Below are 23,258 nucleotides of genomic sequence, written 5' to 3' on the forward strand. Positions count from 1 at the left end.
CCTCCTTTCTGCATCGGATAGTATATTCTATGTTCACAATCTATGAATGCATCGTTGAATGCCGTTGGAAGATTGCACATTTTTAATAGATTTAGAGATTGACGCAACAAAAACCCTCTCCACTATCCTGCCGGAAGGATAGTGAGAGAGGGCTATGCCTCTACTTGAGGCGTAAGTATCTAGATTTTAAGCTCTCCGAGCTTAATCAGCTCTACGACCGCTTGTGAACGACCCTTAACATTCAACTTCTGCATGACATTGGAGATATGATTACGCACCGTCTTCTCGCTAATGAATAGCTGGCCAGCTATGTCACGTGTCGTCTTGTCCTGCACCAGCAGTTCAAATACTTCACGTTCACGGTGAGTTAACAAAAATTTGCTCTTATGGTCGCTACCCTTCAAGTTCACCCCTCCTTGCCCGGGTTTATGTGGTGTAACAAGGTTAAGGGATACAGTCAACATATTTTATGTAAAGATGACAGGGTTGGTTCTGTATGAGAAGAAAAATGGGCAAGGGAGGATGCCTATGCGCAAAAAACCCGCTGCCATGCCGGCGCGGGCTGAAAAAAAGGGATTTAATGGGCTTGCAAAAAAAACACATATGGATGATAACCCTAAATAAAGAATATACATTCTTATTTATATCTGTTGGAGCGTCTTAGGCACGATCAGACGCTGATGGCGCAGAGCATCCGTCCGGTTGCCGTGTTCCCGGATCACATATACCTGCCCGCCTGCCGCAAGCAGCTCTGCCGGAGCCGGATGGCCGAGAAAATCAACTGGACTGTAACTGAGGCCGTATGCACCCGCATTGGGAATACCGATGTAGTCATCCTCCCTGATAAGCGGCAGCTTTGCTTTCCGTACAAGACAATCCTCGGGTGTGCACAGCGGGCCGACTACGGTGACCTCCTCTTCCTGCTGCCCGGCCTCTTCGGCATGATCCACGTCCTGCTGCTTCTTGTGTGCACTGAAGACCTTCACCGGAAAATTGTCGCGCAGCCTGCGGCCCCGGAAAGCTGCCGAAGCGTAATGGTTCATGCCTCCGTCCGTGACGGCAAACCTTTCTCCCTTGGACGTTTTGGTATACAGCACCTTTGTCATATACATTCCGGAACAAGCGACCAGATACCTTCCGCTCTCGATGATCAGACGAACGCCGGGCATACGCTGCACCGCCTCTGCCGCCAGTCTGTTGAGGTGCTGGAGCACCTGATCCATATCGAGCGGCTGTTCATGAGCAAAATAAGGAATGCCAAAGCCGCCGCCCAGATTAATGCTATGAATAGGCAGGCTGTATTTCTCGCCAATTTCTCCGGCAAGCCTGATGGTATTCGCAAACGATCCGATAATCTCCTCCGCCTTCAGCATCTGGGTGCCCGTATAGATCTGGATGCCCTGAAATTGAATATGCCCACATTCCCGCAAAGCTGCAAAGAAAACGTCCAGCTGGGATTCATCCACACCAAACGGGCGGGCTGCCCCACCCATTTTAATCGTGGCCCCGGATACATCCGCATCAGGATTAATACGGACGGCTGCCCGTACACGGACACCGCTGCGCTCCGCCGCTTTTTCCAGCAGCCTCAGCTCGCGGACCGATTCAACATTGATACACCCGATTCCCGTCTCTGCAGCTTCATTCAGCTCGGATTCCGTTTTCCCCGGCCCGGCAAAAATAATATCCTCCGGCTCATAACCTGCTTTAAGCGCTGTATACAGCTCTCCTGACGAGGCAATCTCCGCCCCGCAGCCAAGGGAGCGGAGCAGCGCAGCAATGCTGACATTCCCGTTCGCTTTCAGCGCATAATGCAGCTTGACGGCCGGATGCAGGCGGGCGAGTATGCTGCTCACATGGGAGCACAGGGCATCTCCGTCATACAGAAAGAACGGGGTCCTGTGGCTCCGGATTAAGGACAACAGCTGATCATCCGTTAAATTCACGAAATTCTCTCCCTTCACTTCACCCTGCTCTGGCGGGCCGATTGATAAATAGAATCCAGCAGCCTGATCCGTTCCGCCGATTCCCGGAAAGGGACAGGCACGGCCATCCCGCGCACGATCCGGCAAAAGTAGTCGAGCTGATTCACATAATAATTCATGGGCCGGAATTCGGCTTTGGCGGGCAGCCCGCCGGACCGGCGGATACGCAGCGTCATTTTATAAAATCCAAGATTTGAGCGGAAGCAATCATTCAAAGAAACAACCGCATCGTCGAAGGTCAGGGTGTGGGAGCAGCGGTAAGGCCGCTCGAATGAGCAAAGGACTGCCGCCCTCAAGCCGTCCGGGTATTTCGCCTGCGCCTGAAAGGTCCAGTCGCAGCCTCCAGGCCCATCGAAGGAGGATTGCCCCTGAAAGTCGGCCCCTTCCAGTCCAAGCAGCGTCTGCAGAAACTGCAGCCAGTAAACACCAAGATCTCTGAAGCAGCCCCCTCCCTGCTCCGGGCGGCTGCGGTAATTGTCCTTGTGCCCGTTTTTGGCCGGAATGCACAGACTGGTTTCCACCGATCGCAACCTGCCGAAGCTGTGATCGGTGATCATGGTACGGAGCTTGTCCTGCCAGGGATGATGTCTGACCATCACCCCTTCCAGCAGAGATGGCCCGTCCTCCTGCAGAGCCGACTCAATCAGGTCCAATTCCTCTGTGTGCAGGCACAGCGGCTTTTCGACCAGCACGTGCTTGCCGGCCTTCATCGCCCTTGCAATCCACTCGGCATGCAGATCATTGCTGAGCGCGATATATACGGCATCCACCTCACTGTCGTTTAATAACTCTGCAGGAGTCCGGTGCACCGTGCCGATGCCGTACTGCTCCGCCATCAACTCGGCTTTGGCGGCAGTCCGGTTCGCGACAGCCACAACAGCCGAATGCTCAACATAACGGGCAGGCTCTAGCAGGGCGCGCGGCACGATGGACGAGCAGCCAATGACGCCAAACCGGACAGGCTTTCCAACCGGGGAAGGCGGCGCAAATGCGGCGGCAGCGTTCATCGGCTCCCCTCCTTCACACCGGGAACGGTCTGAGTGGAGTACAGGCCAAGGCGCTGAGCGATCAGCCGCGAGCATTCCGGAGTCCGCTTTTTCGCCTCAAGCAAGTCCGTATGCATCTTCTCCAGAATATCCGCACCGCCCCCGTATTCCGAAACCCAGCGCTCGTAACGGATGCCGAATCCAAGCTCCTCCCACAGATCCGCATTATCCTTCTCATGTGCACCGAAAGGCTCCAGCATGATCAGCGGCGTCGCGGATGCAAACGAATCCGTCATGGTGCCCCCTCCGGGCTTGCTGACAATGGCCTTCATCCGGCGCTGCCGTACATACAAGAGGTGATATTCTTCCTGATTGCGGTACAGGGTTTCTTCGTCCGAGTGGACCTCGGCAAACGGAGGGAAGATGTGCCTTCCGTCCACTCCCGTCTGCCATGTCCGCCAATGCGGATCCATCCGGTAATATCTGCGGCTGCCTGCCTGTGCGTCAGGAGCATCATCGTTATACAGCATGATATCCAGCCCATAACCGGCGGCTTCCAGCTCGTCCAGCTTGTCGCGATAGGTGCCCATGCCCCAGCCGCCGCCGTGAATGAACAGCCGATGCTCCCGCTCCTCATAGGGCACAAGTGGAACAGGCACGTCGATATAGCAGCTTATGCTGCCTGTGGCGCGGTCAAACAGAGTAAGCTGACCGCAGCCTTCGGCAAATTGCGGCCGATACCGCTCAATATTCTTCCAGGAAGGGGACGGCGTAGAATCCATGTACAGCAGTTCGATGTGAAGGGGAACCCCGTTCCGACGGGACCGGTATTGCTCCAGGACGTACAACCAATGGCCTGACAGACAGATAAAATGGCGGCGATCCTCCTCGCACCATAGGGTCAGAAGCTGCTCCAGCGCTTCCGGATCGATGGATTCGCTCATATCCTGCGGGATTTTTTGTGACATCAGCGCAATCTTGAAGTTGTCATGATAGGCTTTACGATTCTGATCCACCTTGGTACGGGCGGATTCCGGCAGCACATTCTCGAATACATGAACGGCTGTCCCGATGCCAAGTCTGTGCAGTCCCGCTTCAATCAGCAATCCGGGCGTATAGAATCCCAACCCGAAACCGGAGCATAATATCGTAACCTTCATTTCCCTTCCCCCCAGCTTTTCAAAAAATAAATTACCTGTCACCCATGTCAGCTAATTTAGTACAGCAAACCGGTTCTCAGCAAAAAAACGCTCCAGCCGCTGTGTCAATTGCACCTTTCTGTCCTGATTCTCAGCGATCATCGCCAGGTAGAGCCGCCCTTTTCCTTTTCGTCCCGTGCCTGCGTCTCCATTCACATCGTTGGCAGGATTGGGCACATCCCTTCCTCCTGTATTCACATAAAGCGTATTGGCCGAAAGAGGCATCACACCTTCTTCACGGCTCTCCGTGAATAGCAGCTCCGCCCGCTCCAGCTTGTCCAGCAGAACCTCATACGGCAGCATCCCCTGATGGGACAGCGTATAATTGGTCATGCTGCCGCGCAGCGACCGTTCCGCCAGAAGCAAATCAATGCGGTGCTTGATCAGACTCATGGAACGCCGCGCGTTGATCTCCACAATTTCTTCAAGACTTCCGTCCCTGAGGGTCATTGAATCGACACACACATCCCCGAAATAACCATCCGCCCACAGCTGCCTTCCGACTGCCTTCATCAGCGAAAAATAACCCTTTTCTTCAAGCATCTCCATGAATCCCGGATCAGGCAGCAGCGACTCCCTATAGGAAAAGCTCGAATTGGCCAGCAGCTGCACGGACACAATCTCCACTTCCCCTGCTTCGGAAATGACAAATTGGCAGGAAAAATCCTGCTCTTTCTCCAGGAAAGGCTCCAATATAAAACAAACCCTCTTTCCCTTCCGCTCCTGCTGCCCCAGATACGCCACGATCCGCTCCAGCATTTGCAGGGAAGTGATGTGCAGATTGCCTTTGCCGGACACGCCAAAATCATCCTTTACCAGAAAAGTGCCTTCGATCAGCAGCTTCCGCCCTTCCTGCTCCAATGCAGCTGCGCTCGTAACGATCTGGCCGGGATTAGCCAATCCGAGGCTTCTTTTTAACTTGGACGAGTAGGTCTTGGCATTCACTTGGCGGACCGTCTCAAGTGACGGCTGATGAAGGCGGATGCCCCAGGCTTTTGCCGCCTGCTCCGTGTACGGAAGATATGCAAACGGGGCGAGCAGGCCATCCTGCAATTCCGGAAGCCCCGGCCAACCGTCTTCCCGGCGCCTGCAGAGCAGCTCGAAGACAGAAGCAGAAGAGTCCGGCACAGCGGTTTCATCACTGGACAGATCATGCTCATTAACAACGGGCCTGAAGCCGAATCCGGATATATACTGCCTGTGTACATGGGACATGGCATAACGTGTAAGCAGCACATCCCCCTGTCCGCAGAAGCAAAACAGCAGCTCATCCATCGCGGCGACAATCGACGCGCCGGACCGGTCCGGCAGAGCGGGCAGGGATGCCGTATCCGGATCTTTCCAATAAGCTTCAGCCTCAAAGGTTCCCATATAAATGCGCTTCAGCGCAGGTACATCCGATGCCATTCACTCTTCCTCCCCGAAAAATAGAATGCAGCTCTTTTCCCGCTCCGGTCATTGACTGGCGCTCGTATAACCACGCAGCGCAAACTGCCAGAGCAATCGCACGACCAGCAGAAGCCAAAGCGGTGCCAATACAGCCCACAACAGCAGGCTGCCATTCATCATGCCCAGCACAAACATGGGCGGAAAATTGCAGATAACGAATACCGGCAGCACAAAAATGCCGATCCTCTGAATGAGATTGCTGTAAACCGACATCGGCACGGTATTCGTGTCAAACAGGCTGTTCGATAATTCCGTCACCCCGTTCGTGCGGATGGTCCAGAAGCCCAGCATTTGCGGCAGCAGAAAGACAGAATAAGCGGTAAACACACCGGCTGCCAGCAGCAGGGCAAAACCGCCAATCGCTTCCCAGGTGAACGGCAGCTGCAGACGATGCCAGCCGATGCCTGCCATAATGCCGCCCCCAACAACATTGGGGATGGTATAGCCGAGATCGAACTGCCGCAGGGTGACAATAAACTGCAGGGAGACCGGCTGGGTCATCAGCACATCCAGTGAGCCTGTGCGGATTTTGGCCGGCAGCCCGGTAAAATTGCTGTAAAAAAGCCCGCTGTACAGGCCGCTCATGATCGTGAATACCCCGATATACAGGAGCACCGCATCCGGGGACCATCCGTTGATGTCCGTGCCTGTCCGGTAAGGGACTGAAGCATAGAGCAGCTTGATCAGCAGGTATGCCGTCTCCACCAGAAAAGCGGTGATGAAATTAATCCGGTATTCCATTTGCGATATGACGGAAAATTTGACGAACCGCGCATACAGCCTGGCATAGCGGATGCAGGTCCGAAGCAAATTGCTCATGTTTTATCCTCCAACTGACACAAAACGTCTGACACCCGCGCGCCATACCACCCTCGAAAGAATCAGGAGTACGGCAATCCAGAAAGCCTGCAGCCCGATGCCTGCCGCAATGAGGGAGCCGTTCAGTTTTCCGGTGACCGCGTTCACGGGAAAAAACACTGTATAAGCAAACGGCAGCAGGCTCAGCAGCCTGCCCACCGCCTCCCCGAAAATAGTCAGCGGAAAGACGGTTCCGCTCGCAACGTAGATGACGAGGGACAATGTATAGAACAGCCCCGTGGCTTCCGTAATCCAGAAAGCCATGCCGCTAAGGGTATAATAGACTAGAAAATTTAGCAGCAGCGCCCCGGGAAGGGTCAGCATATACAGTAAAAGATGCGTCATTGAAAAGCCGGTGCCGCCCCACAGGCTGAGCCCGGCCAGCATACAGACAGCGCCCATCCAAATCACGGCGCTCTGCACAGCTTTGGCGCCGGCAAACCGGAAAAAGCGGTAGGCAAAATAATGAACAGGCTGCACAAGGAATTTGCCAAGCCCGCCCTCCTTGATATCCGCCGCAATCTCGTATTCAAAACCGGCCGCAATCAGCCTGCCGGTCACTGCTGCCATCACGGCATAAACAAGCATTTCCTCCAGGGAATAGCCAAGCAGCCTTCGTTCTCCCGAAGAGCCGAAGACGGCAAGCCAGAGAAAAACCTGCGTCATCAAGGGCAGGATGAACGAAAACAGCTGCAGCCAATAGTTCGTCCTGTACTCCATCTCGTTCTGCATGCCGAGCAGAAACACTTTGACATATTTGTTATGTTCGAGCGGATTATTTCGCATCAGCCCATCTGCCTTCGTTGTACAGATTTTCAATACCTTCCTCCAGCGGGACATCCTCAATGGTAAAATCCGTGACAGGCAGCGCATCAAGCACTTTTTTCGACCATCCGAGCGTGTCTTCCGCATCCACCTCAAAAACAGCCTCCACTTGGCTGCTCGACCGGACGCTGCCGAGACCCGCGAGCTGCTTCTGGGCGACAGGCTCGGCCAGCCTGACTTTAAGCAGCTTGCGTGCCCCAAGCCGTTCGTTGACGCTCTTCAGGTCCCCGTCATAGACAAGTGTTCCGCCGCTGATGATAATTGCTCGTGAGCATAAATCCTCAATATCCTTCATGTAATGGCTGGTCAGCAGCACCGTTGTCCGGTGCTGCCGGTTGTACGCCTTAAAGAATTCCCGGATCCGGCGCTGGGATACCATATCCAGACCGATCGTCGGCTCATCCAGCAAAATCACCTTGGGCCGATGCAGCAGCGCGGCAATGAGCTCCATTTTCATGCGCTCCCCGAGCGACAGCCGCCGCACCTGCACATGCAGCTGCTCCTCCACACCAAGCAGCGTGACCAGTTCATCCAGTGAAGCGCGGAATTCATGGTCGCCGATTTCGTAAATCAGCTTGTTCAGCGCAAAGGATTCGCTTGCAGGCAGATCCCACCACAGCTGGTTTTTCTGGCCCATGACGATGGAGAACTGCCGTTTGAATTCCTTCTGCCGCTTCCAGGGTGTGAATCCCAGTACGGAAGCTTCGCCGCTGCTCGGATGCAGAATGCCTGACAGCATTTTCAGAGTCGTCGTTTTGCCCGCCCCGTTCGGTCCGAGAAAACCGACCATTTCGCCTTCCCTGACGGAAAAGCTGACGTCCTTGACGGCTTCCTTGGCCAGCTTTTCCCTGCGGAACAGGTTTTGCAGCGATTTGCGCACGCCCGGTTCTTTTTTGTAGTACGTAAATGTTTTCGACAATCGGTTCAGTGTAATCACCGGCAAAACGATTCCCTCCTTAATCTTGTGCAGCGGCTTCCACAAGCGGCAGAAGCTGTTCAAGCAGCCGATACTGCTGATCGGCCAGCTCGTTCGCGCGGCTGATCAGTGTCTGCACACGGTGTCTGCCAAGCTGCAGGCCTGTCTTGTAAATTTGCAGATTCAGGCGATGCCAGCCGGCATAAAGCTCTGCGGCCCCGTTAGCAATTAAACGCGCTTCCGCTCCCAGCGTGTCCTGATGGAGCAGCGCATAATCCTGGAGATAGTCCGCCAGGGTAAGCGCAGTGCCGATCCGCAGCTGATAATAAATCTCTCCACAATGGTACCGGAATTCCTGGTCGTTCATATCGGTCAGCAGCTGAAAATCCGCGATAAAGGCGCGATAAGCCGCATCCCCTTTTCGGAACCGGGGCTCGTCGCTCCGGCCTGTCAAATAATCCCGGATATGCCGGGCACACGCTTGATACATCCTCGCTGGCGAAAGCGCGGCTGGCGGGAGCGCCAGCCAGGCATAATCCAGCACTCCGCCCAATATGTCGTCAAGGCGGGCAGCCCCCGTGTATTGAAATGCCTGGCCTGATGAGTCCAGCAGGAAGCTGTCCGATACATGGGCAGTCCGTGATTTTTCATCCAAACCATGCAGCTCGATCACATGTCCGCGTGCGCGATTGATGACGTAAATCTGGTGATACGTCAGGGCCGCGCTGGATACGTGCAGCATCGTGCCATACCCGTTGTGCAGTACCTTCAACAGCTTGTACGGATCACGGTCCTGCGGGTCCCAGGCTTCGACCCGGATGGCAGGACCTCCGGAAGCCGTGATTCTGCGCAGCTGATTCCCGAAGGTTCCCGGACCAAACGGACGCAGCTCGCCCTCATATTCCGCGTTCATGCTGCCCGCCAATAGGAACAAATCGGCCTCGGCGGCTGCAATGCCTCGACGCAGCAGCAAGCCGCACAGTGAAGAATAAAGGCAATGCTTGCCTACCCGCCCTGTTCCCGGCACGGATTGCCCGTGCAAAGCTGCCCCGGCCTTATACATATCTGCCCAGCAGCTGTTCAATCTCGTTCAGAGTAGACAAATTATCCAGCAGCAGATCATCGTCATCGATGATAATGTTGAGCTCGTTCTCCAATTCCACAATCAATTCCACGGCGGACAGCGAATTCAATCCCAGGCTCCGCAAATCCCGGTCCGCTTCCATTCCGGCCAGCTCGCCTGCAGGCAGCTTCAGCACCCTTTCCAGTAAAGGCAGCACGATGCTTACACCTGTCTCCATTCATACTCCTCCATTCTTTGGTATGTTCAGAGCCTTCTTAATGAAGACTGTTTATTTTCATATTGAGTTCCGGGCCTGTACCTGCTGCTGAACGGCGAACAACCACTCCAGCCGGCGTGCGTAATCCTCGGCCTCCTCCCAGTTGTCCGCGGCGATCAGCGTAAAAATGCGGTTGATGAAGCCCTGCTTCAGACGTGCTGCGGAAAGGGTGCCCGCCGTATACACAATCACCCCTTCCCGGTGTTCGGGGCCGTACAGCAGCCCGTTCTCCCGGAGCAGGGCGCACAGGGCTTCATACGTAAGCGGCTCAACAGAGACAACCCGGTAATAACGGGACAAAAACCTGCGTTCTCCAAGCACGGCGGATACAAACGATATATAGGTCGATAGTGTAAACCTGCCGTTGATCTCAATCACCGGAAAGAGCTGGCCATCCTCATCCACAAAACCGTCAATGGATGCAATCCCGGAATATCCGGCGGCAAACAGGGAGACGCCGAGCTGTTCCGCACAGCCGCGGACCTCCTCCTCCAGCCCCTTTTCCAGCTCTGCAGGCATACGGGAGCCGGTATACACCGTTCCGGCAAGCTGCTGCACCTTCAGCGAGAACATGGTCACTTCTCCTTCAGGGCTGATATAAATCTGGTAGTTCAAATCCAGCTGTTTGCCATACCACCGTTCCACCAGCCAACCATCTGCAAGAGAATTGCGTCCGGCAAAGCGCTTCATGACATTCAAAACGGCATTCAGCCGGGACAAGTCCTCGACAAGAAGCATGCCTTTGCCGGAGGCTCCGTGCGGCTGCTTGATAATAAAACGGACGGGGCTTACGGCGGCGGCTGCGATGCGGCCGCACGCTTCCTGAACCTCCGTTTCATTCCTGCACACGGCACCCTCCGTCACCGGAAAGCCGAGATCTTCGGCCATGCGGCGGCTGAAAATCTTGTCATTCACACGTGCGCACAAATCCGAGTCCGCTCCGAGCAAGGTCAGGGAGCAGCGTGCCGCAACCTCTTCTTCCTTCCACGTGACGGCATATGGCACCAGATAAGCGCCACCCGCTGCCTCTGATTCGGTCCGCAGACGCTGCAGCAGCCCTTCATCGGCAAGCACCAGCTCGGTAATGGGCGTCAGCGGGTCGGAAGACTCCGGCACCTCGATCCGGGGAATGGCGAATCCCATTTGCTGCAGCATCTCCAGAAAATGCGGCTGCGGCTGCTCCCGCAGCACGAGAATATCCTGCCTGCGGCAAAGCAGCAGATTCATTTCCTCCATCCGGTTCACCACGGTCTGCTCCGCCGGATCGGCAATTGCCCGTGAACCGGGATGCCATACTTCTTCGGCGCCAATATTGAACAGCCAGACGAACACATGCTGACTGCGGTCTCTTGAAAGCGCACTCAACAAATTCACATCCGAAGCAAGATCCATCCTGTGCATCTCCTTTTAAAAGCTGCTCTGCCGGTTCGGCCGCCGCTCAAATATATTTCAGCGATCCGGCTCCATGGAGATAAAGCACGCTGCATTTGGAGCATACAGGCGTCAGCCCGTTTTCGTTGATGATGGAGCGGGTCTTTTCATATTTGTCGGATTCCCAGATTTCCTTCAGGCTGTGCTCCCGCAGGCTGCCGATCGTGAACTCGCTGAAAAACTTGCAGGGCATGACTTTACCATCCGGCAAAATGTCTGTGCGTGAATTCAGGGCAAGACAGCGTGATGAGCAGCGGCTGACCATTTCTTCACCATGAATGAATTTGCCGATTTCCTCGAAATCGAGACCTGGCTGATAGCGGACACGGATATTCCATACACGCTCATTGATGCGGCGAAGCTCCTGCATAAGCGGCTCGATATTGTCAGGATTAATTTTGTACTTAAAGGCATGCCAGCTGCTGATATTGTTTTCCTCAAGCTCGCGCAGCCAGGAGAAGTTACGGGAAAAATAGTCGTCCATTTTGAGTGAGGTTTCTTTGGAGATATACCATGGGAAAGTAAGCAGAACGAGATCCAGCTTCATGCTTTCAAACATTTCGAGGAATTCGAACATCCGTCCGATCATGTTATCGTTAATGACCGCATGCACGGTTACTCTGCCTTTATACAGGCCTTGGTCGCGAAGCTCGATCAACCGCTGCATTTGCGCCATCGTTTTTTTGAAGGTGCCTTTGCCGCGGATCAGATCATGCTCCCGCTCAAAGCCCTCGACGGCGATCAGCAGTTCCAGATTTTCCGATAAGTCCAGAATACGGTCCAGATGTTTGTCGATCAGCAGGCCATTCGTGCAAAACGTCATCTCCCGCCGATCTTCGGCCAGCACGTCCAAAATTTCATCAAAGCGGCGGTGGAACATCGGTTCTCCGCCCCACATATACAAACGGGATTTGACCTCTTTGGTCTCCTGTAATATTTGTCTGAGCAGCGCGGGATCCAAATCCATATTCTGTTCTTCCTTGTCCATCTGATGGTGGTAGCCTTCTTCATTCCATTCAAAGCAGTGGGTACAGCGGAGATTACAGCGGTTGGTCAGCTTGATGCCGATCGTATGGGGCATGTCCGTCCTGAAGGAAGGATCCTTTACGGAGTTGCGGTAGGAAACGGAAGCGTTTTTCAAATTTCTTTTGATCAGCTTGAACGCCTTTTCGTCAATCAATACATGGCTTTTGGGCTGCATCGTTTTGCACCTCGCTTATCGATTTGATGGAGCTTTAACGCGTCATGCCGTCATACTGTCCCGATCTCCGTTGTCTCCGCAAATCCGGAGTTTTCCTTCATTTCCCGGATATAACCGCAGAAGGTATCAATCGAACTCAAGTATTCCAGTTCAAAATCGTCAAAATCGATTTCCACGTCAAATTCATCTTCAATCTTCAGCATAAAGTGCACCAGCTGCAGGGAATCCAGGCCTGCGTCATGAATAATATCCGAGGTGCCGTCCAGCTTCCCGGCGAGTTCCGGGTCTTCCTTCACTTCACTGATCATGCGGATTACTTGGCTCTGCATTTCGATTCCTCCTCCTTTTCTTTGGCGGCCGAACGGCCGGCAAGCGAGGGGCGGGGCGCAGGCGAGCTTCTCTGGATGATCCGCCCGGCAAGTCATAAGCATGGCAAAGATACAATTACAGCAATAAAACAGGCGAAATTCTCCTTCTAATTCCATACATGGAACTATATACAATTATAGCTCCTCCCAAAGGGCATTCGTCAATAGCGTAAAATGTAATAATTTGTCACACAAAACAGAAGTTCATCATTTCTTGCTCCCCCTGTTGATTTTAACACTGTAATTTCTTATGATGGTTATGAAAATATTTTTCTCATAAGTACAGTTTTATACTAAAATGTTTTTCACGGAATAAGGAGGTGATCATCCCATGTCCGCCATTTTGAAGACGCTGCAAAGAGAGCTGGCCGCCCTTCCTCTGCAGGAGCGCAGGCTTGCCGAAACGATTTTGGCTTCTCCTGGTGCGGTCTTAAGGCTTGGCATCAAAGAGCTGGCCGAAGAAGGCGGTGTCAGCCCTGCGACGGTAACCCGTTTTTGCAAATCCCTTCATTTTAAGGGTTATCCCGATTTTAAAATGAAGCTGGCCGCCGAGATCAGCCAGCCGGCGGGAGAGGCGACCTATCAGGATATTGTGGCGGGCAATCCGCTTTCGATGATCGTGCAGGCGATTGAGGCCAATCATATCGCTTCCATCACCGACACGACCCGCCTGCTTGATTTGGAACGGCTGGAGCAGGCGGTACAGCTGCTCTGCAGTGCAGGCAGAATCGACCTTTACGGCATGGCGACCTCCTCCATTGTGGCGCAGGATTTCTACCAGAAGCTGATCCGGATCGGAGCCAACAGCACGGCATTTCCCGACTCCCATATGCAAATTACATCCGCTTCCTCGCTCGGTCCCGGGGATGTGGCCCTTGCCGTATCCTACTCCGGTGAAACACCCGAGACGATCGATGCGCTGCGGCTCGCCAAAGCAAACGGTGCCCATACCATGTCGCTCACTTCTTATGGCAGCAATACACTGGCTGGCATCGCTGATATCCCGCTGTTCTCCTCTTCCCTGGAAGAAGGCATGCGCAGGGGAGATATGGCGTCCCGCATCGCCCAGCTTCATGTCATTGATATATTGTTCACCGGAATGGTAAGCGCAGGTTTTAACCGCTATATTCCAAAGCTTGAACAGTCCTACCGCAACGTCCGCACTATCCGCAAAAAAAAGGAGGAGAATATGTAATGAACATCTGCACTTTTGATCATGAAAACGACCTGAATTCCACGGGGGCCGGCATTATCGCCAGTCTGCTGCAAAGCAAACCACGCTCAGTGCTCGGGCTTGCCACGGGCAGCTCGCCTGTCGGCATTTACCGTCATTTGACAGATATGCACCGGCGCGGTCTTGTAAGCTTTGCGCAGGCGTCAACCGTCAATCTCGATGAATATGTAGGTCTTCCGGAAGGCCATCCCGAAAGCTACCGCACCTTTATGAATCATCATCTGTTTAACCATGTGGATATCAATCCCGCCAATACCCATGTGCCTGACGGCAATGCGGCTGATCTTAAAGCAGAATGCGCGGCTTATGATCGGCTGATTGACGAAATCGGTCCTGTGGACCTGCAGCTTCTCGGCATCGGGCATAACGGGCATATCGGTTTTAATGAGCCTGGGCCACGTCTGGTTGGAGGCACACATGTTGTGGATCTGGTGGAACGGACTCGCCAGGCGAACGCCCGCTTTTTCTCGTCTATAGATGAAGTCCCGGCTCAAGCCATTACGATGGGTGTCGCATCCATACTGAAGGCCAAGCAGATCCTGCTGGTAGCACGCGGGGCGGAAAAAGCGGAGATTATTCATCGTGCGCTAACGGGCCCTATTACGACCGAATGTCCCGCTTCTCTGCTGCAATGCCACCCGAATGTGGTCGTTCTGCTCGACCGTGAAGCAGGAGGATTGATGTCATGAGTACCACGAACAACAATCAACCCGAACTATTATACGGGTCTGTCGTTACGCCTGCAGGAATCATCGAAGATGGAGCGCTTGTGATGCAGGACGGCATCCTGCAGTATGTGGGAACCGCCGCAGACATCCCGGCAGCGCTGAAAAAGGAAGCCAGACAGCGTGAGACACGAAGCGGCTACCTGCTGCCCGGATTTATCGATATCCATGTACATGGCGGAAACGGCGCAGATTTTATGGACGCAAGCCAGGGTACGCTGGATCGGATCACTTCCTTTCATGCTTCGCAAGGGACCACTTCCATGCTGGCAACAACGATGACCGCTCCTAAAGACCGTATTGAACATGTTTTGGCTGAAGTGAACGCATACATCTCCAAAGGCTCGGATTTTGCACAGCTTGCAGGGGTTCACCTCGAAGGGCCGTTTATCAGCCCCAAATGGCCTGGAGCGCAAAACCCGGAGCATATCGCGGCTCCCAATGTAAGCTGGGTTCAGGAATGGCACAACAGCTATCCAGGCTTGATCAAACAGCTTACGCTCGCCCCGGAACGTGAGGGGGCTTTGGAACTCATTTCCTGGCTCAGGGATCATGATATTACTCCTGCGTTGGGACATACCGATGCATCCTTTGAAGATGTGGAAGCCGCAGTGGAAGCAGGGCTGCGCCATGCCGTTCATACCTTTAACGCGATGACGCCTCTTCATCACCGCAAACCGGGCGTGGTTGGAGCCGTCATGTATGACCAGCGCATCGAAGCGGAAGTCATCGCGGACGGCATTCATGTGCATCCTGCAGCCGTTGCAGTATTGACCCGACTAAAGCGGGATCATAACCTGATCCTCATTACTGATGCGATGTCCGCCGTCGGTCTTGAGGATGGAAACTACACGCTCGGTGATCTTCCTGTTGTCGTACAGGGAGGGGTTGCGCGTCTGGAGGATGGAGTCACGCTTGCTGGCAGCACTTTAACGATGATTGAAGGTTTCCGCTTTCTTGTGCAGAAGGTTGGTCTGAGCATTACCGAAGCGTCCCTTGCCGCAAGCTTGAACCCGGCGATGTCCATCGGAATCGACAAGCGGACAGGGTCGCTTGAGGCGGGCAAGCAGGCTGACGTTCTTTTTCTGGGACCTGATCTGGATCTGAAATCTGTCTGGATCCAGGGCAAGCCGCTAGCGCCGCAAGGCATATAATTTTTGATCAGCAGCGGGATTGATGACTTCAATTCATCAGTGGTGCTGCGAAGCGGCATGAAAGTCTGGAATCTTAAAAAAGAGCAGGGTGCCTGTGGCCATAATGGTTTGCAGGCACCCTGTATTATTGTGAGCTAATCGGTAAAAATATGTTCAGGGCTGTAATTTGGCTTGAACGATCAGGCGCTGTTTACCTCCGGGCGTGCAGGTAATCAGCGTCAAAATCGACTCCTCCCCTCGGTTGGACAGGACGGATAGATCGGTCGGTTCCACGATTTTGATCCCATCGATGGCGTAAACAAACTTGCCTGACGGGGTGGTGATCGAAATGGTATCACCATTTTTCACTTTATCCAGCCTGTTGAAAAGACGTCCTTCCGTTCTTGCCCGATGAGCTGCGATTGCCGCATTCCCTGCAGCTCCAGGCGCTGCGGTTCCGGACATATGTACGGCAGCATGACGCATGTTCTCCTGGGTAGCCCCTTCCAGCACGGGAAGCTTGACTCCGATAACGGGAATCTCAATGACCGCAATGGGTGTCTCCCCGTCTACGCTGCTCATCAGCTCGGGCTGAAGAGCGGGAACGGATTCATCTGTTTCCGCTTCGGCCAGAAGGCGGGATGCCCGCTGGAATTCAACAGTTAAGGATGAATTCTGCCCGGCGTTTTGCTGCTTGGCTTCCCATTGCTTAGTCATCTGCATTAATTCATTCTGCTCATGATCTTCCTTCCACTCGAGCAGCTTGGGAGTGATGATGATCAGTCCTCCTAGCAGGATGAGCAGATATGGCAGCAGTTTGCGCATATTTTAAAGCCTCCTTCATGTATCAAAATCGCCGTTTTCTTGTATGTGTTTGTATATTCCCCATATGTTATCAGATATAATAACAACGAAATATATTGTAGCTGTTATTGCTCAACATTTTCTATACAATCATTTTTGACTTTTAAGGAGCGCAGGCAAGCCGCGCCCTTTCATGGAACGCGGCTTGTTAGTTCAGATGCGTTGCAAAGAAGTTACCGATTGCCGCCAAGTGTGGAATTTCCACGGTTGATGGTACCCGGTCTAGGACCAAATCCATCCATACCGGTTGTTCCCGTCGGGAAAAGACGATCTGTCAACGTCCGGAAATCATTACTCATTCTGCTAAAAGGATGCCCATTCCCCAAATCACGGGCGTAACCGCCCATACGGGTCACAAAATCAGGGTCATTGGAAACATAGACATTCTGAATATGCGGAGCGTACTGTTTAATTTTGTTAGCCACTTTGTTGCGGATGCTGCTTGGCAAAGCTGTTGTGCCTGTACCCATTGTTGTGCCTCTTCCTGTTGCTGGGCCCAAGCCCGTACCATCTGTACCAATCCCAGTACTATAAGGTCTTAATCCTGTAGTATTTCTTCCAGTATAAGCACCTGTATCCGTTCCATTCATTATACCATTGTAACCGTTTCGGTTCGTATTATTTACCATTCCACGCATAAGACCGAGAGTGCCTGTTCCGGAAGTTCCGTATAATCCGTTGTCGTCAGCTACAGAGCGGCGCGGAGCGGGGCCATAGTTATTGCCCGTCAAACCCGGGGCTGTGCCGCTCGTGGTATATGGAGCTCTTGTACCTGTTGTACCTGTGCCAGTTATACCGCGAACGCCCATATTCCCCATATCCGTCGCGCGTGTCCGCATCGATGTGTTTGTACCGCGCTGCCCTTCCTGGGAAACGGCTACATAGGCACTGTGATCGTTCACCAGCACGGTGGCGTTGCGGATGCCTTTCATTTCCGAAATACGCCGGGACAGCTCTGCACTATACCGCATGTTGTCCAAATTCCGATTACCAACTGCGTTTGGGGCCAGATTGTTCCTCATATCGGTGGAATTGACGCCAAACCGGTTGATTCGGTTGGTATCCGTCACGCCATAACGGGTGCTTTGGGTACGGACGCCGTTGCCGTTATCACGGTAGCCGCAGCCTGCAATCCCGAACATACTGGCAATCAAAGCCGCCGACACGGACAATGTGATTACTTTTTTTGCTCCAGGCATCAGTTCATCCTCCATGAAGTTAGTATGTGAAGACAGGCTATAGGATGCGCGTCGGAATTGGGGATTATCCTGAGATGTTCTGGATGGGAAGACGGCGATTTTTCTCGTGCATAAGGGGGATTTTCTCATGACGCTCCGAGAACGAAGCATTCCTCCAACCGGCTGTTGTCCCCAAATTTTCTATGGATTTATTTTTAGGGGAAGAAATTTGGGGACAAAGGCGGACGCTGACGCTTTATCCGGAATTGCTTCGTTCTCTCCGCTGCTGCGTGCAAACCCCCACCTTAATGCAAAAAAAGAAATCGCCGTCCGGAAGGGGGCTTATAGGTTTAAAAAAAGGCCGAGAACAGTTAATTCCCGTTCTCGGCTTTTGTAATACGTATCGACTTTCAAAGAAGGCAGACAGCGTATAGCGTAAGTTTTTCTTACGGTTTTAGAAGCATGTGCTTCGAAGTTTATAAGACAACATCGTTTCATCAGTTGACAGATAGTAACACCAAATGCTACAGCAAAAATATTATTACTGGCCTGAATCCGACCCTGACTCGGGCTCGGCGGGTTTGATAGATTTGGCTGTCTGCTCTATTTCTTCAACATTGGCTGCAGAAACCGCATAAGCCCAATTGCTGTCAGGCGGTATAATCCATACCGTGTCCGTCTGATCTGGCGTTGTCCAGCCCTGATAAACCTTTGGGGCCTTATCGTCGTTCAAAGTTACGGTCAATGTAAAACGGTGGGATTCATTTTTGAGCTCAGATGTGCTGCGAAGCTGTTCAGACGTGGCGATATTAATAAGCTTGTCTGATAATGATGAGACGTCCTCCTCCTTGACTTTCTTTCCATTAAGTTTCCAGTCTGAACCGGACTCCCCGCGTTTCAGCACCCAGGAGGATGATGCGCCTTCCCACTCCAACGACGACAAATGATCCTTGTCCCATTCAAAAGGAGTGGTATCGGTAAATTCGGTTACGCTTAACAATAGCCCCGACAAACTATCCTGCGCAACGGAAATGACCGCCCCGCTCTCCAGTTGGACATAAGATGAGCCGCCTGCTGGCAGTGTGCTTCCCACCGCCAGTTTATGAGCGTTACCGTCACTATCTGTTACAGTAATGTTCCAGCCATTCCCGCCGCCAATACCGTATTTCGCTGGATCCTTGGGCTGCCCCTCTATGACATCACCGGCCGTCGCTGCTTCAAGCGCGTTCAACCAGTTATCAACAGCATAGCTGTTTAACGGGTACGTTTGAGGCAGCTTCATAACCCACTTGCCGTTTTGCATGACCAATTCTACGGGCTCACTTCCCGTCTTATCGATCCTGATCCCGGTTACGGCATCGCGTCCGACCGCCACCAGCTTTTGCGGTGCCGGAGCAGATTCGCGAAAGAAATTATGGCTGCTCGCATACACGACACCAGCAGCAAAAATGAGCACCAGCACCAGCGTAGGCATCCATTTTCTCATGCTTTACGTCTCCTCCACCACAGAAGCAGGCCCACTGCGGCAAACAGCAGAGGTATAACAGCAACCGCGATTATGAAAACACTTCTCGCCTGAACAGGCGTCAAGTAGGCATATTCGTAATTTTGCTGCTGACGGGGCCGAATGGTGAGATCATTCGATTGTTCCCGCAAATAATTGAAGGTATTCAGCGCAAAATCCCGGTTCCCGCCATTCATAAATTCCGTATCGCTAAACAGCGAGGAAGTGCCCAAAACGACCGCTTTCGGTTTTCCTTCCTTCGTATCTGCCGCAAAACCCAAATCGACGGGTCCCTTCGTGTCCTGCCCTTCGTTATACTTGGTTTCGTTATTGATCAGACCTTGAATGTTGGTCTCCGCATAGCTGTCATCCGAGGACTGCAGCAGCGACGTCAGCTGCCATTTGGACTGCTCCTCCGCTTTAACCCCGATGGATAGCGACAGCATGGGAAACAGATTGGACTCAGCCAGCTTGCGTGTAATATCATGGTCGCCAAAGCTGGGGACGACCCACAGCGGACCAAGGGTGCTGGTCTGCTTGTTGTCCACGGTTACGGCATGAAGATCGGTCACCCCATAGTCGGAAGCAAGCGCATCAAGGTTTTTCCAAGCAGAAGACATATCCTGATTAAAACCGAGCGCTAACAGCAGCTTGCCCCCGTTGCCGAGATAGGTACGAATTGCCTTTAGCTCTGTCGCGCTGATGTCGCGCTGCGGCCCTATAATTGCCAGCACTTCCGCATCCTTAGGCACTGCGCCGTCACGGTTAAGCTGTATCTCCTCCGCGGTGACATTGCTTTGCTGAAGTGAGGAACTCAGGCTCGTCAGGCTCGTCAGCGGAATTTCTTCGTGCCCTGTAAGGAAAGCCACCTTGTGCTTCTCGTCGGAGGATAAGGTCATCAAAGCCGAGGTCAGCTGTTCCTCGCCGGAAAATTCATAGTTGCCTTCCTGATCGACAGCCCGGAAAAGCGTTCCGATATCAATCGTCCGCCGCTGTTCCCCCTGCTCCAGCACAATGGATGCGGAAGAAACTCCGTACTGCTGCGCCAGCGCCGGCTCCTGGTTCAAATCATACTGTTCGATTTTCAGCTTGCTGCTGTGCTTTTTATATTCATCCAGCATATCCGAAACGTCCTGATTCAAGCGCTGATTAGCCGATGAGCCTACCGTAAAAGCAATGATGCGTACATCGCTGCCAAGGTTCTTCAACGCAGTCAGTGTCTGGTCTGACAATGTATATTGCTTGCCTGCCGACAAATCCAGCTGAAAGCCGCTCACAGAACGCAGAAACAGTGTCAGCAAAATGAAGATGCCGATGAGAGCCGCCGACAGGATCAGGCTGTTGGTCCGGCTTAACCATTTTTTCATGCCGATCACCTCCACCTTTTCCGCTCGACAACCTGTATGCTGAGCAGCAGGAACAGAACGGCAAGCGTAATATAAAATAGAACATCCGAGCCATTGATAAGCCCTTTGATAAAACCGTCAAAACGTGCAGACAGCGAAAACGGCTCAAGCCATTCCCGCAGTTTGTCCCCGCTTCCGAAGGAATCCAGCATCCAAAGGCCCACCAGCAGAATAATACCTGAAACGGCAGCCACCATCTGGTGCTGGGACAGCGTGGAGGCAAACAGCCCGACGGCCATCATGCCTGCGCCGAGCAGAAACAAGCCCAGTGCCGAAGTAAACACGGTATTGTAATCAAGCTTGCCAAAAAAGGACATAATGACCGGGTAGAGCAGGCTCAGCAAAACAAGCGCAGCCATCATGATCAAAGAAGCCAGATACTTGCCAAAAATAATTTCCGCGGCACTGGCCGGCGATGTCAGCAGCAGCTCGTCCGTTCCCTGGCGGAATTCCTCTGCCATGAGCCTCATCGTAAGCAGCGGAATGACAAACATGAGCAGCGAAAGTGTATCTCCAAGCACAAGTCTGTAGTCTACGATGCTGGGCTGATAAAACACAAAGCCAGTATAAAAAAACAAGCCGGAAATGAGCATGTACACGGCCAGTATAAAATAAGAGGCCGGGGTCCAAAAATAAGCATGCAGCTCCTTACGACAAATGGCCAGCATTCTCTTCATCCTGCGCCTCCTTCCCGTCAACCGCCGCAAGCTCGGCTGATGCTTCGCTGGTGGTCAGCTTTTGGAAAATCTGCTCCAGACTCATATTCTCTTTCTTCATTTCCAATACAGGAATGCCGGCCTCTGACAGCAGATAAAAAAGCGGCTCACGGAAATCCTCGGTTGAGCGCCCGGTCAAACGAAGACGGACTGTTCCTTGAACATCCGTTTCCGGGTTATCTTTCAACACTTCCGCGCTGGCATGCTCCCACTCATCCAACACGCTTTTAATACGGCTTTCTTCACCCTTCAGCTCAACGGCCACTTTAAACGGCTCATCTCCTCTGCTGCCGATGGAATCAGGTGCGCCATCCAAAACAAGCTTGCCCTGATTAATAATGAGTACCCGGCTGCACAGTGTGCTCACCTCCGGCAGGATATGTGTGCTGAGCAGCACCGTATGCTGCTCTCCAAGCTCACGGATCAGCTGACGGATTTCCAGAATCTGATTGGGGTCCAGACCGGAAGTAGGCTCATCCAGTACGAGCAGATCAGGCTTGTGAATAATGGCTCCAGCCAGTCCCAGCCTCTGCTTGTAGCCTTTGGACAGGCTGCGTACCAGCTGGCGCTCCCGTTCGTTTAATCCGAGCCTGCTGATCATTTCGCTGATTCTGGCCTTCTGCTCCCTGGCCGGCACATCCCGCAATCTTGCTACAAAGCTCAAATAGCCGAAAACGGTCATGTCATGATAGAGCGGCGGATTTTCCGGCAAATAACCGATGCGCGAGCGCGCCCTGCGTCCCTGGTCGTGAACCGATAGGCTGTCGAGCAAAACCTGCCCCTTGGTCGGCTGCAAATAACCTGTAATCAATCGCATGGAGGTCGTTTTACCTGCTCCGTTCGGCCCGAGAAAACCGACGATCTCTCCCCGCTGCATGGAGAAGTTCAGTTCTCCGACACCGCGTCCCCCTTCAAACCTTTTGCTTAATTGATTTACTTCAAGCATTCACCCCATCCTTTCTGTGCAATATGCGGCATCATGGCTGTCAGCCTGACGCCAGTTCGTCAAAATAAAGTTCCCTTTAACTCAGTATGAATTTATCGTAGTTCTGCAGGTATAAACCAAGCTTAAAGTCCCTTTAATAGAAGCTTAAAAAAATGTGTCCAAAATGTGAACTGAAATTTTACACTATTTCCCTCCTTCAATTGTACGTTCCATGTTCCTCACCAACTGCATTTAATAGGAGTATCGAAAGGAGGTGAGGCACAATGACCGTATTATTCACTAACCTGATTATCAACGGGGATTTTGAAACAGGTTCTCTTGCTCCATGGGCTGGAGTAAATACGATCGTCACGAACTTGTCTGCCAAAAAAACAAACTTCTTCGCTGCGATTCTTCAATCTGCAGCCACAGATTCAGCCATTCTGCAGGCAGTAGCAGCGATCCCGGGCGAAAGTTACACCCTTTCCGCCTCTTTCGCAGCAATCGGGGCAGGAACGAATCCGCAGGTAAATATTTTTGTAAACTATTTCGATGCTTCATTCACTTTCATTTCCACTGGGCTTACAACCTTCCTCGCTCCCGGAACGCTGCCTAATGCAGCGAACGGTACGTGGCAGAGCATTCTTGAAGTGACTGCCCCAGTGCCTGCCGGTGCAGCATTTGCACTTTTGACCATTGATAAGTCTCCTCTTGCCGGCTCGGCAAGTGTGGTTGTGGACGAAATTTCTTTGATCAGAGCTACTCCTTTCGGAGCGACTGGAGCCACTGGAGCCACTGGGGCGACTGGAGCCACTGGAGCGACTGGAGCCACTGGAGCCACTGGAGCCACTGGAGCGACTGGAGCCACTGGGGCGACTGGGGCCACGGGCGCTACTGGAGCCACGGGCGCTACTGGAGCCACTGGAGCCACTGGAGCGACTGGAGCCACTGGAGCCACTGGAGCTACTGGAGCTACTGGAGCCACCGGCGCTACTGGAGCCACTGGAGCCACTGG

The 23,258-nt window shown here is 53.0% G+C and carries 23 protein-coding genes; 4 read left to right on the plus strand and 19 right to left on the minus strand.

Going from position 1 to position 23,258, the window contains the following annotated elements:
- Window positions 1-179: 179 nt before the first annotated feature.
- From ACE5KN_RS27225 to ACE5KN_RS27285, 13 genes are all read right to left on the minus strand, one after another.
- Window positions 180-404 (minus strand): helix-turn-helix domain-containing protein, encoded by a 225-nt coding sequence (locus ACE5KN_RS27225; RefSeq protein WP_018885466.1) that lies wholly within the window; start codon window positions 402-404, stop codon window positions 180-182.
- Window positions 405-641: 237 nt separating this feature from the next.
- Window positions 642-1,946: a type III PLP-dependent enzyme gene (locus tag ACE5KN_RS27230; RefSeq protein ID WP_375524407.1), complete on the minus strand. Its 1,305-nt coding sequence runs from the start codon at window positions 1,944-1,946 to the stop codon at window positions 642-644.
- 14 nt (window positions 1,947-1,960) lie between these two features.
- A complete protein-coding gene (locus ACE5KN_RS27235; protein ID WP_375524406.1) occupies window positions 1,961-2,992 on the minus strand; it encodes a Gfo/Idh/MocA family protein in 1,032 nt (343 codons plus the stop codon).
- Entirely contained in the window at window positions 2,989-4,131 is a 1,143-nt protein-coding gene (locus ACE5KN_RS27240) for a UDP-glucuronosyltransferase (protein ID WP_375524405.1), read from the minus strand. Before ACE5KN_RS27240 ends, ACE5KN_RS27235 begins: the two co-directional genes overlap by 4 nt.
- A gap of 51 nt (window positions 4,132-4,182) precedes the next feature.
- Window positions 4,183-5,577, minus strand: a complete 1,395-nt coding sequence (locus ACE5KN_RS27245) for a hypothetical protein (RefSeq protein ID WP_375524404.1) — start codon at window positions 5,575-5,577, stop codon at window positions 4,183-4,185.
- A gap of 48 nt (window positions 5,578-5,625) precedes the next feature.
- Complete coding sequence (locus ACE5KN_RS27250) at window positions 5,626-6,438, minus strand: ABC transporter permease (protein WP_375524403.1); 813 nt, start codon at window positions 6,436-6,438, stop codon at window positions 5,626-5,628.
- Between the two features lie 3 nt (window positions 6,439-6,441).
- Window positions 6,442-7,296: an ABC transporter permease gene (locus ACE5KN_RS27255; protein ID WP_375533198.1), complete on the minus strand. Its 855-nt coding sequence runs from the start codon at window positions 7,294-7,296 to the stop codon at window positions 6,442-6,444.
- On the minus strand, window positions 7,253-8,245 hold the full coding sequence (locus tag ACE5KN_RS27260; RefSeq protein ID WP_375524401.1) for an ABC transporter ATP-binding protein: 993 nt from the start codon (window positions 8,243-8,245) through the stop codon (window positions 7,253-7,255). The genes ACE5KN_RS27255 and ACE5KN_RS27260 overlap by 44 nt, the downstream gene beginning before the upstream one ends.
- A gap of 13 nt (window positions 8,246-8,258) precedes the next feature.
- The gene (locus ACE5KN_RS27265; RefSeq protein WP_375533199.1) at window positions 8,259-9,281 is read right to left on the minus strand and encodes a cysteine peptidase family C39 domain-containing protein; all 1,023 of its coding nucleotides are present in this window, start codon (window positions 9,279-9,281) and stop codon (window positions 8,259-8,261) included.
- Window positions 9,274-9,519, minus strand: a complete 246-nt coding sequence (locus tag ACE5KN_RS27270; RefSeq protein ID WP_375524399.1) for an acyl carrier protein — start codon at window positions 9,517-9,519, stop codon at window positions 9,274-9,276. The genes ACE5KN_RS27265 and ACE5KN_RS27270 overlap by 8 nt, the downstream gene beginning before the upstream one ends.
- 57 nt (window positions 9,520-9,576) lie before the next feature.
- Complete coding sequence (locus ACE5KN_RS27275) at window positions 9,577-10,950, minus strand: peptide ligase PGM1-related protein (protein WP_375524398.1); 1,374 nt, start codon at window positions 10,948-10,950, stop codon at window positions 9,577-9,579.
- 46 nt (window positions 10,951-10,996) lie between these two features.
- Entirely contained in the window at window positions 10,997-12,190 is a 1,194-nt protein-coding gene (locus ACE5KN_RS27280; protein ID WP_375524397.1) for a radical SAM protein, read from the minus strand.
- A gap of 50 nt (window positions 12,191-12,240) precedes the next feature.
- A complete protein-coding gene (locus ACE5KN_RS27285) occupies window positions 12,241-12,519 on the minus strand; it encodes an acyl carrier protein (protein ID WP_375524396.1) in 279 nt (92 codons plus the stop codon).
- 370 nt (window positions 12,520-12,889) lie between these two features.
- Between ACE5KN_RS27285 and ACE5KN_RS27290 the strand changes: the two genes are divergently transcribed.
- Genes ACE5KN_RS27290 through nagA form a run of 3 tightly spaced genes read left to right on the plus strand, consistent with a single transcriptional unit; the run spans window position 12,890 to window position 15,671 of the window.
- Entirely contained in the window at window positions 12,890-13,753 is an 864-nt protein-coding gene (locus tag ACE5KN_RS27290) for a MurR/RpiR family transcriptional regulator (RefSeq protein WP_375524395.1), read from the plus strand.
- A complete protein-coding gene (nagB, locus tag ACE5KN_RS27295; protein WP_375524394.1) occupies window positions 13,753-14,481 on the plus strand; it encodes a glucosamine-6-phosphate deaminase in 729 nt (242 codons plus the stop codon). The genes ACE5KN_RS27290 and nagB overlap by 1 nt, the downstream gene beginning before the upstream one ends.
- Window positions 14,478-15,671: an N-acetylglucosamine-6-phosphate deacetylase gene (gene nagA / locus ACE5KN_RS27300; protein WP_375524393.1), complete on the plus strand. Its 1,194-nt coding sequence runs from the start codon at window positions 14,478-14,480 to the stop codon at window positions 15,669-15,671. Before nagB ends, nagA begins: the two co-directional genes overlap by 4 nt.
- A gap of 153 nt (window positions 15,672-15,824) precedes the next feature.
- On the opposite strand, the gene ACE5KN_RS27305 is transcribed toward nagA, so the two are convergent.
- From ACE5KN_RS27305 to ACE5KN_RS27330, 6 genes are all read right to left on the minus strand, one after another.
- Window positions 15,825-16,475, minus strand: coding sequence for a sortase (locus ACE5KN_RS27305; protein ID WP_375524392.1), 651 nt, complete (start codon window positions 16,473-16,475; stop codon window positions 15,825-15,827).
- A gap of 212 nt (window positions 16,476-16,687) precedes the next feature.
- Window positions 16,688-17,713: a YhcN/YlaJ family sporulation lipoprotein gene (locus ACE5KN_RS27310; protein WP_375524391.1), complete on the minus strand. Its 1,026-nt coding sequence runs from the start codon at window positions 17,711-17,713 to the stop codon at window positions 16,688-16,690.
- Window positions 17,714-18,233: 520 nt separating this feature from the next.
- Entirely contained in the window at window positions 18,234-19,178 is a 945-nt protein-coding gene (locus tag ACE5KN_RS27315) for a DUF4340 domain-containing protein (protein WP_375524390.1), read from the minus strand.
- Window positions 19,175-20,563 (minus strand): GldG family protein, encoded by a 1,389-nt coding sequence (locus tag ACE5KN_RS27320; protein WP_375524389.1) that lies wholly within the window; start codon window positions 20,561-20,563, stop codon window positions 19,175-19,177. The genes ACE5KN_RS27315 and ACE5KN_RS27320 overlap by 4 nt, the downstream gene beginning before the upstream one ends.
- Window positions 20,564-20,568: 5 nt before the next feature.
- Entirely contained in the window at window positions 20,569-21,279 is a 711-nt protein-coding gene (locus ACE5KN_RS27325) for an ABC transporter permease (RefSeq protein ID WP_375524388.1), read from the minus strand.
- Window positions 21,251-22,264 carry an ABC transporter ATP-binding protein gene (locus ACE5KN_RS27330; RefSeq protein ID WP_375524387.1) on the minus strand — a complete coding sequence of 338 codons (1,014 nt, stop codon included), beginning with the start codon at window positions 22,262-22,264 and terminating at the stop codon, window positions 21,251-21,253. Before ACE5KN_RS27330 ends, ACE5KN_RS27325 begins: the two co-directional genes overlap by 29 nt.
- 263 nt (window positions 22,265-22,527) lie before the next feature.
- On the opposite strand from ACE5KN_RS27330, the gene ACE5KN_RS27335 reads away from it, so the two are divergent.
- Window positions 22,528-23,258, plus strand: a 731-nt coding sequence (locus ACE5KN_RS27335; protein WP_375533200.1) for an NTTRR-F1 domain, incomplete at its 3' end; no start/stop codon positions are given.

The sequence above is a fragment of the Paenibacillus terreus genome (assembly GCF_042138595.1).
GTDB lineage: Bacteria > Bacillota > Bacilli > Paenibacillales > Paenibacillaceae > Paenibacillus > Paenibacillus terreus.

Excerpts from the sequence above, each read along its gene's own strand:
- nagA (WP_375524393.1), top strand. The coding sequence starts at position 14,478 with ATGAGTACCACGAACAACAATCAACCCGAACTATTATACGGGTCTGTC.
- ACE5KN_RS27320 (WP_375524389.1), bottom strand. The coding sequence starts at position 20,563 with ATGAAAAAATGGTTAAGCCGGACCAACAGCCTGATCCTGTCGGCGGCT.
- ACE5KN_RS27240 (WP_375524405.1), bottom strand. The coding sequence starts at position 4,131 with ATGAAGGTTACGATATTATGCTCCGGTTTCGGGTTGGGATTCTATACG.
- ACE5KN_RS27325 (WP_375524388.1), bottom strand. The coding sequence starts at position 21,279 with ATGAAGAGAATGCTGGCCATTTGTCGTAAGGAGCTGCATGCTTATTTT.
- ACE5KN_RS27330 (WP_375524387.1), bottom strand. The coding sequence starts at position 22,264 with ATGCTTGAAGTAAATCAATTAAGCAAAAGGTTTGAAGGGGGACGCGGT.
- ACE5KN_RS27305 (WP_375524392.1), bottom strand. The coding sequence starts at position 16,475 with ATGCGCAAACTGCTGCCATATCTGCTCATCCTGCTAGGAGGACTGATC.
- ACE5KN_RS27285 (WP_375524396.1), bottom strand. The coding sequence starts at position 12,519 with ATGCAGAGCCAAGTAATCCGCATGATCAGTGAAGTGAAGGAAGACCCG.
- ACE5KN_RS27245 (WP_375524404.1), bottom strand. The coding sequence starts at position 5,577 with ATGGCATCGGATGTACCTGCGCTGAAGCGCATTTATATGGGAACCTTT.
- ACE5KN_RS27310 (WP_375524391.1), bottom strand. The coding sequence starts at position 17,713 with ATGCCTGGAGCAAAAAAAGTAATCACATTGTCCGTGTCGGCGGCTTTG.
- ACE5KN_RS27270 (WP_375524399.1), bottom strand. The coding sequence starts at position 9,519 with ATGGAGACAGGTGTAAGCATCGTGCTGCCTTTACTGGAAAGGGTGCTG.
- ACE5KN_RS27250 (WP_375524403.1), bottom strand. The coding sequence starts at position 6,438 with ATGAGCAATTTGCTTCGGACCTGCATCCGCTATGCCAGGCTGTATGCG.
- ACE5KN_RS27265 (WP_375533199.1), bottom strand. The coding sequence starts at position 9,281 with ATGTATAAGGCCGGGGCAGCTTTGCACGGGCAATCCGTGCCGGGAACA.
- nagB (WP_375524394.1), top strand. The coding sequence starts at position 13,753 with ATGAACATCTGCACTTTTGATCATGAAAACGACCTGAATTCCACGGGG.
- ACE5KN_RS27290 (WP_375524395.1), top strand. The coding sequence starts at position 12,890 with ATGTCCGCCATTTTGAAGACGCTGCAAAGAGAGCTGGCCGCCCTTCCT.
- ACE5KN_RS27315 (WP_375524390.1), bottom strand. The coding sequence starts at position 19,178 with ATGAGAAAATGGATGCCTACGCTGGTGCTGGTGCTCATTTTTGCTGCT.
- ACE5KN_RS27235 (WP_375524406.1), bottom strand. The coding sequence starts at position 2,992 with ATGAACGCTGCCGCCGCATTTGCGCCGCCTTCCCCGGTTGGAAAGCCT.
- ACE5KN_RS27275 (WP_375524398.1), bottom strand. The coding sequence starts at position 10,950 with ATGGATCTTGCTTCGGATGTGAATTTGTTGAGTGCGCTTTCAAGAGAC.
- ACE5KN_RS27280 (WP_375524397.1), bottom strand. The coding sequence starts at position 12,190 with ATGCAGCCCAAAAGCCATGTATTGATTGACGAAAAGGCGTTCAAGCTG.